The sequence below is a fragment of the Luteimonas sp. MC1828 genome (assembly GCF_016461615.1).
Lineage (GTDB): Bacteria > Pseudomonadota > Gammaproteobacteria > Xanthomonadales > Xanthomonadaceae > Luteimonas.
Genome location: NZ_JAEMNY010000001.1, coordinates 605,598 through 618,728 on the forward strand (window position 1 = coordinate 605,598; position 13,131 = coordinate 618,728).

A 13,131-nucleotide genomic window follows, 5' to 3' on the forward strand; every position below is an offset into this window, starting at 1 on the left:
TGCAGCAAAGGCACAGGAATTGCTTGTCTCCGGGAGACCGCGAGGCCAGTGTACGGACCATCGGGGAGCGTCAGGGAGCCAGCGCATTTGAATATCGTCATCGTCGACGACCAGACATCCGCACGCACCATGCTGCGGCACATCCTCGAGGACATCAGCCCGGAGCTCGAGGTGCTGGACTTCGGCGATCCGCAAGTGGCGCTGCGCTGGTGCGAGGACAATCGCCCGGACCTGCTGCTGCTCGATTACCGCATGCCGGTGATGGATGGACTGGAGTTCGCGCGCCGCTTCCGCCGCCCGCTGCTGCATCGCGACGTGCCGATCGTGCTGGTCACCGTGGTGGGCGACGAGCCGATCCGGCAGGCCGCGCTCGACTCCGGCGTGATCGACTTCCTGGTCAAGCCGGTGCGCCCCCGCGAGCTGCGCGCGCGTTGCCGCAACCTGCTGCAGCTCCGCCAGCAGGCCGAATCGGTCAAGCAGCGCGCGCTGTCGCTCGAGCAGCGGCTGTTGTCGAGCATGCACGAAGTCGAAGAACGCGAGCGCGAGACGCTGACCCGGCTGGCGCGTGCCATCGCGTATCGCGATGCCGGCACCAGCGCCAACCTCGAGCGCCTCGCGGCCGTGGCCGCGATCGTCGCCGACGGCATGGGCATGATGGAGGAGGAGGTGCGGGTGATCGAACTCGCCGCGCCGCTCCATGACATCGGCAAGATCGCGATTCCCGATGCGATCCTGATGAAGCCGGGCCCGCTGACCGCGGAAGAGACCACGCTGATGCGCAGGCACCCGGAGATCGGGCACGAACTGCTGAAGGACAGCCAGAACCGCTTCATCCAGGCCGGTGCGACCATCGCGCTGCGGCACCAGGAGCGCTATGACGGCAGTGGCTATCCGGGTGGCCTGGTCGGCGAGCAGATCCCGGTGGAGGCGCGCGTCGTGGCGGTGGCGGACGTGTTCGATGCGCTGGTGTCGAAGCGGCCGTACAAGCGTGCGTGGACGATCGACGAGGCCTTCGAGTTCATCAGCGGGCACAGTGGGACGCTGTTCGATCCGCGCTGCGTCGACGCGCTGGTGCGCAACCGTGGCCGCATCGAGGAAGCATGCGCGCGCTACGCGCCTGCGCCAGCGCTGATCGCCGCGGACTGACGCACATGACACGCGCCCTGCACTGGGCCAGGCAGCGCCTGGCAAACCGCCCCGACAGCGAACACGCGCAGGCGATCGTCCGGCTGCTGATGCTGGTGGTGGTGGAGGCCTACCTGCAGCTGGTGGTCAGCGGTCGCCCTGATGTCGCACAGGCACTGCTGCTCTCGCAGCAGCTGCTGGCCGTGGAGTTCGTGGTCGCGCTCGCCGTCCTGGGCTGGCTGTTGGCGCGGCCCGGCATTTCCGCGCCGCGCCGCGTGCTCGGCATGGTTGCCGACTACAGCCTGATGGGCATCGGCATGTACCTGCTGGGCGACCTGCTCGCGTGGCTGTACGTGGTGATCATGTGGGTCACCGTCGGCAACGGACTGCGCTATGGCTCGCGTTGGCTGTATGCGGCGATCGGGTTCGCCGTCGTGTCGTTCGGCGCGGCGCTGCTGGCGACACCGTACTGGCAAGACAATGCTCCCCTGGGCTGGGGCCTGCTCGCCGGCCTGGTCGCGGTGCCGCTCTACCTGAGTTCGCTGCTGAACGCCCTGGTGAAGGCCACCGAGGCCGCCAAGGCCGCCAACGAAGCGAAGAGCCGCTTCCTGGCCAACATGAGCCACGAGTTCCGCACGCCCCTCAACGGCATCGTCGGCATGTCCGAGCTGCTGTCGGCGACGCCGCTCACCGCTGAACAGCGCGACACCGCCGAGGTGATCCGCACGTCGGCGCGTGCGTTGCAGGCGCTGGTCGACGAGGTGCTCGACATCTCGCGCATCGAGGCCGGCAAATTCGACCATACCGATGTCGATTTCGCACTGCGCGAGCTGGTCAAGGGCGTGCAGGTCATGCTGGAGCCGAGTGCGCAGGCCAAGGGCCTGGCGTTCGACATGGATATCGCCGCGGAGATCCCCAAGATCCTGCACGGCGATTCCAACCACCTCCGCCAGATCCTGGTGAACCTGCTTTCCAACGCGATCAAGTTCACGGACTCGGGCCGTGTCGCGCTGCAGGTGGCGATGACGTCGGCAGGCGCGGACAGCGTCCAACTGCGGTTCTCCGTCCGCGACACGGGCATCGGCATCCCGGCGGGATCCATCGCGAAGATCTTCGACGCGTTCGAACAGGTCGACACCGGCCTGGCGCGGCGCCATGGCGGTACCGGCCTGGGCACCACGATCGCCAAGGCGCTGACCGAACAGATGGGCGGCACCATCGGCGTCGAGAGCGAGGCGGGCGTCGGCTCGCATTTCTGGGCGGAGCTGCCGTTCGCGACGGTGGTCCACGACGACTCGACGGCGAACCTCGACAACGTCATCGCCTTCGACGACCCGTTCGTGCGCCACCGTGCGCGCGTGCGCCCGATGCGCATCCTGGTGGCCGACGACCAGGGGGCGAACCTGATGGTGATGCGTCGCCTGCTCGAGAAGGCCGGGCATCGCCCGCAGATGGTCGATGACGGTGACGACGTGCTCGTCGCGCTGGAGTCGCAGGCATTCGACGTGGTCATCATCGACCTGCACATGCCCGGCGCGAGCGGCCTGGAGGTCCTCAAGCAGGCCCGCTTCATGGAGGCAGGTCGCAAGCGGACACCCTTCATCGTGCTGACTGCCGACGCGACCGCGGAGGCGCGCGAAGCGTGCGAGCGCGCCGGCGCGTATGCGTTCATGACCAAGCCGGTGATGGTGGAGCGTCTGCTCGAGCGGCTGGCCGCGATTGCCGATGGCGCCGCCCCGGGCGATGCACCCGTGGCGCAACCAACCAATGCGTCCGCGCAAACCGCGATGGACAAGAGCGTGATCTCGCAGCACATCCTCGACGAGCTGCGCGAGATGGGCCTGGGCGAGGTGTTCGTGCAGCGCTTCCTCGTCGAGTGCACGCGAGACGCGCGAAAGTGCGTCGCCGATCTCGACGTGGCCGGTGCGGCAGGCAACTGGGACGAATTCCGCGATGCCTGCCACGCGCTCAAGGGCGCGGCCGGCAACATGGGCGCGGTGCGACTGGCCGACACGGCTTCAGAGGGAATGCGCATGTCCGCCGACCGGCTGTTGCGCGAATGGACCGGCATCGTGCGGATGGTGCGTCAGCAGCTGGAGCAGGCGGTGACGGCGCTGCGTGATCGCGGGGACCTCTCGCGGGCCGACGCAGGCGCCGGCCCCGAGAGTGCCTGATCCCGGTCCTTGACTCAGCGGGCGGCGGCTTCCACGTCTGCTTCGGGTTCGGGGCGACGCAGTTGCGCACGCACCAGCCGCTCCATGATGCGCAGCTGCTTGTCACCGAGCTGCAGCGCGGTGTCCACCCAGATCCGGGTGATGTCCATCAGCTCCTGGTGGCTGACGGGATTCACGACTTCGCGCACGCGATGCAGCGCCAGGCGCGCGGCGGCGATGCGGCGGTTCTGGCGGATGACTTCATGCACAGCACGCACGCCTTCACCCTTCGGCACGAGGACGTCCACCACGCCCATGCGGTGCAGGTCGTCGCTCGAGTACATGACGCCGTTGAGCATCATTTCTTCGGCAAGCTTCGGCGAAACACGGCGCGCGAGCAGGGAATAGGCGCCCATGCCGGGGAACAGCCCGAACAGTACCTCCGGGAAGCCCATCTGCACGCCGCTCTCGGCCACGATGGTCTGGCAGGCCAGCGCGAGTTCGAACCCGCCGCCCAACGCGTCGCCTTCGACCAGCGCGATGGTGTGCGCGCTGGGGTGCAGACGCGAATGCAGGAGGTGGATGTTGTCCACGCATTCGCTGGCGTAGCGCATCAGCCCGTCACGGTCGCGGGCGCGGATCAGCTGCGCGAACAGCGCGAGGTCGCCGCCGAGGTTGAAGACATGGGTGTCGGAGCCCAGCACGATGTGCGACAGGGCGACACCCGTTCCGGCAGCTTCTGCGGTGGCCGAGATCCCGTCAATCGCCTCGCGGGCGAACAGGCGCAGCTCGCGCAGCAGGCGCGGCGAGAAGCAGGCGCGGTAGGTTGGATCCGAGAACGCCTGCTGGGCGTGCATGAAGCACCAGTGCGAGTCGTTCGAGCGGTCGTGCTGGATGCGAAGGGTGGTGAGGTCGGTGGCGGCGTTGCCGTGCAACAGTTCTACGTTGGTCATGTGGAGGTCCCCCTGTACGCCAGAGCGCCCCCGGCCGGGCCTACCGGCGGAGCCCTGGGATGTTTTCAAATGCCCGCCGGCACTCTATGCGCCGTTTATGGCCCGCCGGCAAGCGGCAGGCATGACTGGCAGGGGCAGGGGACGCCCCGGGGCGTCACTGCGTGACGCCCGTCACATTATTGGTCTAGGCCTCGTCGCGTAGTTCGCGCCGCAGGATCTTGCCGACATTGGTCTTGGGCAGTTCGTCACGGAACTCCACGTAACGCGGCTGCTTGTAGCCCGTGAGCTCGGCGCGGGCATGGGCCTTGACCTGTTCGACCGTGAGCGACGGATCCTTCTTGACGATGACCACCTTGACCGCCTCGCCGGACTTCTCGTCCGCCACCCCGACCGCGGCGACCTCGAGCACACCCGGCATCATCGCGATCACGTCCTCGATCTCGTTGGGGTACACGTTGAAGCCGGACACCAGGATCATGTCCTTCTTGCGGTCGACGATGTAGAAGAACCCGGACGCTTCCATGCGCGCCATGTCGCCGGTGTGCAGCCAGCCATCGGCGTCGATCGCTTCGGCGGTGTCCTCCGGGCGGTGCCAGTAGCCGGCCATGACCTGCGGCCCCTTGATGCAGAGTTCGCCCACTTCGCCCGGAGGAAGCATGCGGCCTTCCTCGTCCTTGATGCAGGCATCGGTGGACGGCACCGGCAGGCCGATCGAACCGTTGTAGTCGGCCAGGTCCATCGGGTTGATGCAGGCCGCGGGAGAAGTCTCGGTGAGCCCGTAGGCTTCGACCAGGGTGACGCCAGTGACCTTCTTCCAGCGTTCGGCGACCGAGCGCTGCACCGCCATGCCACCGCCCAGCGTCAGGCGCAGCTGGGAGAAGTCGACATCCTCGAACCCGGGTGTGTTGAGCAGGCCGTTGAACAGCGTGTTGACGCCGGTGATCGCAGTGAACGGCTCGCGCTTGAGCTCCTTGACGAAGCCGGGCATGTCGCGCGGATTGGTGATCAGGATGTTCTTGGCGCCGAACTTCATGAAGACCAGTCCGTTCGCGGTGAGCGCGAAGATGTGGTACAGCGGCAGCGCGGTGATCATCACTTCCTTGCCGGGCTGCGCCTGCTGACCCACCCACGCCGACGCCTGCTGCATGTTGGCGACCAGGTTGCGATGGGTGAGCATGGCGCCCTTGGCAACGCCCGTGGTGCCGCCCGTGTACTGCAGGAAGGCGATGTCCGCGGGCGCGATGTCCACCGTCGGCATTGCGTGGCGCGCGCCCGCCTTGAGTACGTCGCGGAAGCGCGTTGCGCCACCGATGTTGTAGTCCGGCACCATCTTCTTCACGTACTTGACGACGAAGTTGACGATCGCGCCCTTGGGGAAGCCCAGCATGTCGCCGAGGCCGGTTGTGATCACATGCTCCACGGCGGTGTCGGGAAGGACCTTCTCCACCACCTGGCCGAAGTTGTCCATCACCAGGATGGCCCTCGCACCCGAATCGACCAGCTGGTGGCGCAGTTCGCGCGCGGTGTACAGCGGGTTGGTGTTGACCACGGTCAGCCCGGCGCGCAGCGCGCCGAACGTCGCGATCGGGTACTGCAGGCAGTTCGGCATCATGATCGCGATGCGGTCGCCTTTCTTGAGCTTCAGCTCGCAGAGCAGATAGGCCGCGAACCGGGTGCTGAGCTCATCGAGCTCGCCGTAGGTGATCGAAACGCCCATGCAGGAGAACGCGGCCTGGTCGCGGTACTTGGCGATGGCGCCTTCGAGCACCGCGTGGATCGACGGGAACTCCTCGGGATCGATCTCGGCGGGGATGCCCGCGGGGTAGTTCGCCAGCCACGGACGCTCGGTGCTACTCATGCATTCCCCTCCTGATTGCAGTGTCGGCACGCGCGATGCCGCAGCATGCCTGCTCCGATTGGAGCATAGCGTTTGCGTGCCGGGCAAGGCGCAGTGCAGCTATGATGCGCGCGATCGCGGCGACGCGCTGGACAGGAGCTTGCGATGCACGTTGGACGACAGCGGCGCCCGTGCGCGCCGTGGCTTGCGACGATGCTGGTGGTGCTGGCGATGGCCGTTTCCGCATGCGCCAAGACACCACCCGAGCAGGCGCTGCGCGAGGCCTTCAATGGCCTGCTCCAGACGGTCGAAGCGCGTGACGCGGCCGGGCTGCGCGGGTTCCTCGCCGAAGATTTCATCGGCCCGGACGGCCTTGACCGCGACGGTGCGCGGCGGATGGCGGCGTTGTACCTGATGCGCCACGACGGCGTGGGCGCGACCACGGGCCCGCTGGACGTTGCAGTGCAGGACGACCACGCGCAGATCCGCTTCAGCGTGGTGCTGACCGGGCGCGCGAGCGCCAGGATGCTGCCGGACAGCGCACGTGCGTGGCAGGTGGACACCGGCTGGCGCCTGGTCGATGGCGAGTGGCGGATGACCAGCGCCGACTGGTCGCCGGTCGCAGGGTAGGTTTCCGGGGCCGGGCACGCATGCCCGGCCCGGCAGCGTCAGTTCGCTGGGTGTGCGGCGAGCTGGCGCAACACGTAGTGCAGCAGGCCGCCGTGGCGGAAGTACTCGACTTCCTTCGGCGTCAACAGCAGCACGTGCGCCTGGAACGCCTTGGTGGTGCCATCGGCTTTGCGCGCGGTGACGGTGGCGTACCGCGAGCGGCCATCCTCGAGTCCGGTGATGTCGAACACCTCGGTGCCGTCGAGTCCGAGCGAGTCCGCGTTCTCGCCATCACGGAACTGCAGCGGCAGCACGCCCATGCCCACCAGGTTGGAGCGGTGGATGCGTTCGAAGCTCTGCGCGATGACCGCCTTCACCCCGAGCAGGTTGGTGCCCTTGGCCGCCCAGTCGCGCGACGAGCCGGTGCCGTACTCCGCACCCGCCAGCACCACCAGCGGCGTGCCGTCGGCCTTGTACTTCATCGCCGCGTCGTAGATCGACATCTTGGCCGGCGGCGTGCTGCCGAAGTACAGGGTGTTGCCGCCTTCCTCGCCGCCGAAGAAGCGGTTCCTGATGCGGATGTTGGCGAAGGTGCCACGCACCATGACGTCGTCGTTGCCGCGCCGCGAGCCATAGCTGTTGAAGTCGGCCGGCTGCACACCGCGCGACTGCAGGAACGCGCCCGCGGGCGAATCCTTCTTGATGTTGCCGGCCGGCGAGATGTGGTCGGTGGTGATGGAGTCGCCGAACAGGCCCAGCACGCGTGCGCCCCGGATGTCGTCGATGCTGCCGACGTCCATCGTCATGCCGTCGAAGTAGGGCGGGTTCTTGATGTAGGTGGAGGCCTCGTCCCAGGCATACAGTTCGCTGTCGGGTGATTCCATCGCGTTCCAGCGCACGTCGCCCTTGAACACATCGGCGTAGTTCTGCGCGAACAGTTCCGGACCCACGGTCGCGGCGATGGTGTCGCCGATCTCCCTGTTGCTCGGCCAGATGTCGCGCAGGTAGACGTCGTTGCCGTCGCGGTCCTGGCCCAGCGGTTCGCTGGTGAGGTCGATGTCGACCGTGCCGGCGATCGCGTAGGCGACCACCAGCGGCGGCGACGCCAGGTAGTTCATCTTCACTTCGGCGTGGATGCGGCCTTCGAAGTTGCGGTTGCCCGAGAGCACCGCGGCGACCGCCAGGTCGTTCTCGGCGATGCCCTTCGACACCGCCTCCGGCAGCGGGCCGGAGTTGCCGATGCAGGTGGTGCAGCCGTAGCCGACCACGAAGAAGCCGAGCTTCTCCAGGTCCGCCATCACGCCGGCCTTCTTCAGGTAGTCGGTGACCACCAGCGAGCCCGGCCCGAGCGAGGTCTTCACCCACGGCGCGGCGGTGAGGCCCTTGGCCACCGCGTTGCGCGCCAGCAGGCCCGCACCGAGCATCACCGCCGGGTTTGAGGTGTTGGTGCACGACGTGATCGCCGCGATCACCACCGAGCCGTCGCAGAGCTGGTGTTCGCCATCCGCGATCCGGATCTTCGATACCGGCTTCGCCGCCAGGCGCTCGGCCTGGGGCTGGGCGCCGCCCTCGGTGGCCAGCTCCTGCACCGCGCAACCGACCGCGCGGTGCGACACGAAGCCGGTGACGTTGGTGTTGAAGTTCGCCTTCATGTCCTCCAGCAGCACCCGGTCCTGCGGGCGCCTCGGCCCGGCCAGCGACGGCTTCACCGTGCCCATGTCCAGTTCGGCCACGGCCGAGTAGGTCGCTTCCTGCTGCCCGGCCTCGTGCCAGAGGCCCTGGGCCTTCGCATAGGCTTCCACCAGCGCGATCTGTTCCTCGCTGCGGCCCGACAGGCGGAGGTAGCGGACGGCTTCTGCGTCGACCGGGAAGATGCCGCAGGTGGCGCCGTACTCGGGCGCCATGTTGCCGATCGTGGCGCGGTCCGCCAGCGGCAGGTGCTGCAGGCCTTCGCCGAAGAACTCGACGAACTTGCCCACCACGCCATGCTTGCGCAGCATCTGGGTGACGGTGAGCACGAGGTCGGTGGCGGTCGCGCCTTCGGGCATCCTGCCGGTCAGCTTGAATCCGACGACCTGCGGGATGAGCATCGACGACGGCTGTCCGAGCATCGCGGCCTCGGCCTCGATGCCGCCCACGCCCCAGCCCAGTACGCCGATGCCGTTGATCATGGTGGTGTGGCTGTCGGTGCCGAACACGGTGTCGGGGAACGCCCAGAGCGCGCCGTCGACTTCACGCTCCATCACCACGCGCGCAAGGTGCTCCAGGTTCACCTGGTGGACGATGCCGGTGTTCGGCGGCACCACCTTGAAGTCCTGGAACGCGTTCTGGCCCCAGCGCAGGAAGCCGTAGCGCTCCTTGTTGCGTTCGAATTCGATCTTGCCGTTGAGGTCCAGCGCATCCGCGCGGCCGAACACATCCACCTGCACCGAATGGTCGATCACGAGCTCCGACGGGATCAGCGGGTTGATCTGCGAGGGACTGCCGCCCAGGCGTGTCACCGCGTCGCGCATCGCCGCCAGGTCGACCACGCAGGGCACGCCGGTGAAGTCCTGCAGCACCACCCGCGCCGGCATGAACGCGATCTCGGTGTCCGGCTCCGCCTTGGGGTCCCAGGTGGCCACCGCCTCGATGTGGTGGGTGCCGACGGTCATGCCACCGTCCTCGTGCCGCAGCAGGTTCTCCAGCAGGATCTTCATGGAGTAGGGCAGGCGGGCGAGGTCGAAGCGCTGACCCAGCCTGGCGAGGCTTGCGAAGGTGTAGGACCGGCCGTTGACGTCGAGGACGTCGCGGGTTGCGAATGAATCGGCCATGGCGGGGCTCCATGTGGGGGATTGGCTGGGCGGTGGTCTGCGGGCCAGTCTACGGCGGCCCGCGTAAGGCACGGGTGTGACCGGCGCCTGGTGCGGCGCGGGCCGGGCCCGCCGCCAGTATGGCGCTTTGAGTATGCAGGCATAAGTACGTACAATATGCGCATACCCCCTGCGCCTGGATTCCGCCAGGCTGGAATGACCGCCATGGAAGCCACCGTCGCCGAACGCGGGCAGATCACCCTGCCCAAGGCCGTGCGCGATGCCCTCGGCCTGACCAAGGGCACCATCCTCAAGGTCGAGCTGGACGGCGGGCGCATCATCCTGCGCAAGAGCGTGGACGATGCGATCTCGCGCGCACGGGGCCGCTTCAGACTTGACGGCTTCGCGTCCACCGATGACGCCATGCGCGCCCTGCGTGGCCGCGCCCCTGGCGATCCGCTCGATCCCGACGCCGGCACATGATCGCGATCGATTCCTCCGTCCTTGTCGACCTGCTGGCCGACGGGCCCATGGCCGACGCCACCGAGGCCTGCCTGCGCCAATGCCTGGGCGTCGGCACGGTGGTGGTCTGCGATGTCGCCCTGGCCGAAGTCTGCAGCGCGCTCAAGGACGGTTCCGAAGCCGTGGCCGTGCTCGAGGAAGTGGGCATCCGCTTCAGCGCGCTCGAGGCGAAGTCGGCACTGCGTGCCGGCGAAATGCAGCGGCGCCACCGCCAGCGCGGCGTTGGCCCCGCCCGCGCGGTGCCCGACTTCCTGATCGGCGCGCACGCACTGCTGCAGTGCGACGGCCTGATCACACGTGACGACCGCTTCTATCGCGACTACTTCAAGGGCCTGAAGCTGATCGTGCCCACGCCCGAATAGCACCTCGCCCGTATCACGCACACCCGAACATCCACGGAGACCACTGCACCATGTTGGAAGCCTACCGCCACCACGTGGCCGAGCGCGCAGCGCTCGGCATCCCGCCGCTGCCGCTCACCGCTCGGCAGACGGCCGATGTGATCGAACTGCTGAAGGCGCCGCCGCCCGGCGAGGACGCGTTCCTGCTCGACCTCATCACCCATCGCGTGCCCGCCGGGGTGGACGACGCCGCCAAGGTGAAGGCGTCGTACCTTGCGGCGGTTGCCTTCGGCAGCGAGTCCAGCGCGCTGATTTCGCGCGGCCGTGCCACCGAACTGCTGGGCACGATGCTCGGCGGCTACAACGTCGCGCCGCTGGTCGAGCTGCTCGATGACGCGACGGTCGGCGCGATTGCCGCTGACGCGCTCAAGCACACGCTGCTGGTGTTCGACGCCTTCCACGACGTCGAAGAGAAGGCCAAGGCCGGAAACGCCAACGCCCGGTCCGTGATGCAGAGCTGGGCCGATGCCGAGTGGTTCACCGGCAAGCCCGAAGTGCCGCAGAGCCTCACGATCACCGTCTTCAAGGTGCCCGGCGAGACCAACACCGACGACCTGTCGCCGGCGCCCGACGCCACCACGCGCCCGGACATCCCGATGCACGCGCTGGCGATGCTGAAGAACAAGCGCCCCGACGCGCCGTTCGTGCCCGAAGAAGACGGCAAGCGCGGCCCGATCCAGGCCCTGGCCGACCTCAAGGAGAAGGGCCACCTGGTCGCCTACGTCGGTGACGTGGTCGGCACCGGCTCCAGCCGCAAGTCGGCCACCAACTCGGTGCTGTGGTGGACCGGCGACGACATCCCGTTCATCCCCAACAAGCGCTTCGGCGGCGTGTGCCTGGGTTCGAAGATCGCGCCGATCTTCTACAACACCATGGAAGACGCCGGTGCGCTGCCGATCGAGCTCGATGTATCGAAGATGGCGCACGGCGACGTCATCGAGCTGCGCCCCTACGACGGCAAGGCGCTGAAGGACGGCGCGGTCATCGCCGAGTTCGAGGTCAAGTCCGACGTGCTGTTCGACGAGGTGCGCGCCGGCGGCCGCATCCCGCTGATCATCGGCCGCGGCCTGACGGCGCGCGCACGCGAGGCGCTCGGCCTGCCGGCAACGGACCTGTTCCGCCTGCCGGTGACGCCCGCCGACACCGGTCGCGGCTTCACGCTCGCGCAGAAGATGGTCGGCCGCGCCTGCGGCCTGGCCGTCGTGAACGGCGTGCAGCAAGGCATGCGCCCGGGCACCTACTGCGAGCCGAAGATGACCACCGTGGGCTCGCAGGACACCACCGGCCCGATGACCCGCGACGAGCTGAAGGACCTGGCCTGCCTGGGCTTCTCCTCCGACCTGGTGATGCAGTCCTTCTGCCACACCGCGGCGTACCCGAAGCCGGTGGACGTGAAAACGCACCACACGCTGCCGGAGTTCATCTCCACCCGCGGCGGCGTATCGCTGCGCCCCGGCGACGGCATCATCCACAGCTGGCTCAACCGCATGCTGCTGCCGGACACGGTGGGCACCGGCGGTGACTCGCACACGCGCTTCCCGATCGGCATCTCGTTCCCCGCGGGTTCGGGCCTGGTGGCGTTCGCCGCGGCCACCGGCGTCATGCCGCTGGACATGCCGGAATCCGTGCTGGTGCGCTTCAAGGGCAAGATGCAGCCGGGCGTGACGCTGCGTGACCTGGTGCACGCGATCCCGCTGTACGCGATCAAGGCAGGACTGCTGACGGTCGCTAAGCAGGGCAAGAAGAACATCTTCTCGGGCCGCATCCTCGAGATCGAGGGCCTGCCGGAGCTGAAGATCGAGCAGGCCTTCGAGCTGGCCGACGCGTCCGCCGAGCGCTCCGCCGCCGGCTGCACCGTGCGCCTGGACCGTGCGCCGATCGTCGAGTACCTCACCAGCAACATCACCCTGCTGAAGTGGATGATCACCGAGGGCTACGCCGACGCCCGCACCCTGCAGCGCCGCATCGACAAGATGCAGCAGTGGCTGGCCGACCCGCAGCTGCTCGAGCCGGACGCCGACGCCGAGTACGCGGCGGTGATCGAGATCGACCTGGCCGAGATCGTCGAGCCGATCGTGTGCTGCCCGAACGATCCGGACGATGCCAAGACCCTGTCCGACGTCGCCGGCGCGAAGATCGACGAGGTGTTCATCGGGTCCTGCATGACCAACATCGGCCACTTCCGTGCCGCCGCCAAGCTGCTGGAAGGCAAGCGCGACATCCCCACGCGGCTGTGGGTCGCGCCGCCCACCCGCATGGATGCCGCCGAGCTGACCAAGGAAGGCCACTACGGCACGTTCGGCGCGGCAGGCGCACGCATGGAGATGCCGGGCTGCTCGCTGTGCATGGGCAACCAGGCGCAGATCCGCGAGGGCGCCACCGCGATGTCGACCTCGACCCGCAACTTCCCGAACCGCCTGGGCCGCAACACCGACGTCTACCTGGGCTCGGCGGAGCTGGCGGCGATCTGCTCGCGCCTGGGCCGCATCCCGACCCGCGAGGAGTACCTGGCCGATATCGGGGTCGTGAACACCAGCGGCGACACGATCTACCGGTACATGAACTTCGACCAGATCGAGGAGTACCGCGAGGTGACGGACGCCGCAACGGCCTGATCAGGGGCCCTGCGGAGATCTTCGGAACGCCCGGCCTGGCCGGGCGTTTTCCGTTGCAGGCACACACGCCGGCCACCCCGGAGCGGATGTATCCTTCCGCCATGGGCGCACGGCAAGCGTCCAC

Annotated in this window: 9 protein-coding genes; 6 read left to right on the top strand and 3 right to left on the bottom strand. The window is 67.9% G+C overall.

Annotation, left to right across the window (positions count from 1 at the left end):
• Positions 1-48: 48 nt before the first annotated feature.
• Both JHB91_RS02880 and JHB91_RS02885 read left to right on the top strand, forming a co-directional pair.
• Positions 49-1,146 (top strand): two-component system response regulator, encoded by a 1,098-nt coding sequence (locus JHB91_RS02880; RefSeq protein ID WP_343225044.1) that lies wholly within the window; start codon positions 49-51, stop codon positions 1,144-1,146.
• Positions 1,147-1,151: 5 nt separating this feature from the next.
• Positions 1,152-3,299 carry an ATP-binding protein gene (locus JHB91_RS02885; RefSeq protein WP_199471350.1) on the top strand — a complete coding sequence of 716 codons (2,148 nt, stop codon included), beginning with the start codon at positions 1,152-1,154 and terminating at the stop codon, positions 3,297-3,299.
• 14 nt (positions 3,300-3,313) lie between these two features.
• Here the strand turns inward: JHB91_RS02885 and JHB91_RS02890 are convergent, their stop codons facing one another.
• Both JHB91_RS02890 and JHB91_RS02895 read right to left on the bottom strand, forming a co-directional pair.
• Positions 3,314-4,231, bottom strand: a complete 918-nt coding sequence (locus JHB91_RS02890; RefSeq protein ID WP_199372673.1) for a crotonase/enoyl-CoA hydratase family protein — start codon at positions 4,229-4,231, stop codon at positions 3,314-3,316.
• A 184-nt stretch (positions 4,232-4,415) separates the two neighbouring features.
• Positions 4,416-6,089 carry a long-chain fatty acid--CoA ligase gene (locus tag JHB91_RS02895; RefSeq protein WP_199471353.1) on the bottom strand — a complete coding sequence of 558 codons (1,674 nt, stop codon included), beginning with the start codon at positions 6,087-6,089 and terminating at the stop codon, positions 4,416-4,418.
• Between the two features lie 144 nt (positions 6,090-6,233).
• Between JHB91_RS02895 and JHB91_RS02900 the strand changes: the two genes are divergently transcribed.
• Positions 6,234-6,698, top strand: coding sequence for a nuclear transport factor 2 family protein (locus tag JHB91_RS02900; protein WP_199471355.1), 465 nt, complete (start codon positions 6,234-6,236; stop codon positions 6,696-6,698).
• Between the two features lie 38 nt (positions 6,699-6,736).
• On the opposite strand, the gene acnA is transcribed toward JHB91_RS02900, so the two are convergent.
• Positions 6,737-9,490, bottom strand: a complete 2,754-nt coding sequence (gene acnA / locus JHB91_RS02905) for an aconitate hydratase AcnA (RefSeq protein ID WP_199471358.1) — start codon at positions 9,488-9,490, stop codon at positions 6,737-6,739.
• Positions 9,491-9,694: 204 nt separating this feature from the next.
• On the opposite strand from acnA, the gene JHB91_RS02910 reads away from it, so the two are divergent.
• The 3 genes from JHB91_RS02910 to acnB are packed head-to-tail and all read left to right on the top strand — an operon-like array spanning position 9,695 to position 13,007.
• Positions 9,695-9,952 (top strand): AbrB/MazE/SpoVT family DNA-binding domain-containing protein, encoded by a 258-nt coding sequence (locus tag JHB91_RS02910; protein ID WP_199372669.1) that lies wholly within the window; start codon positions 9,695-9,697, stop codon positions 9,950-9,952.
• Positions 9,949-10,353: a type II toxin-antitoxin system VapC family toxin gene (locus JHB91_RS02915; protein WP_199372668.1), complete on the top strand. Its 405-nt coding sequence runs from the start codon at positions 9,949-9,951 to the stop codon at positions 10,351-10,353. The genes JHB91_RS02910 and JHB91_RS02915 overlap by 4 nt, the downstream gene beginning before the upstream one ends.
• Before the next feature lie 50 nt (positions 10,354-10,403).
• A complete protein-coding gene (acnB, locus tag JHB91_RS02920) occupies positions 10,404-13,007 on the top strand; it encodes a bifunctional aconitate hydratase 2/2-methylisocitrate dehydratase (RefSeq protein ID WP_199471361.1) in 2,604 nt (867 codons plus the stop codon).
• The last annotated feature ends 124 nt before the right edge of the window (positions 13,008-13,131 follow it).

Coding starts and splice junctions, on each gene's coding strand:
- JHB91_RS02900 (WP_199471355.1), top strand. CDS start 6,234: ATGCACGTTGGACGACAGCGGCGCCCGTGCGCGCCGTGGCTTGCGACG.
- JHB91_RS02910 (WP_199372669.1), top strand. CDS start 9,695: ATGGAAGCCACCGTCGCCGAACGCGGGCAGATCACCCTGCCCAAGGCC.
- acnA (WP_199471358.1), bottom strand. CDS start 9,490: ATGGCCGATTCATTCGCAACCCGCGACGTCCTCGACGTCAACGGCCGG.
- JHB91_RS02915 (WP_199372668.1), top strand. CDS start 9,949: ATGATCGCGATCGATTCCTCCGTCCTTGTCGACCTGCTGGCCGACGGG.
- JHB91_RS02895 (WP_199471353.1), bottom strand. CDS start 6,089: ATGAGTAGCACCGAGCGTCCGTGGCTGGCGAACTACCCCGCGGGCATC.
- JHB91_RS02890 (WP_199372673.1), bottom strand. CDS start 4,231: ATGACCAACGTAGAACTGTTGCACGGCAACGCCGCCACCGACCTCACC.
- acnB (WP_199471361.1), top strand. CDS start 10,404: ATGTTGGAAGCCTACCGCCACCACGTGGCCGAGCGCGCAGCGCTCGGC.
- JHB91_RS02885 (WP_199471350.1), top strand. CDS start 1,152: ATGACACGCGCCCTGCACTGGGCCAGGCAGCGCCTGGCAAACCGCCCC.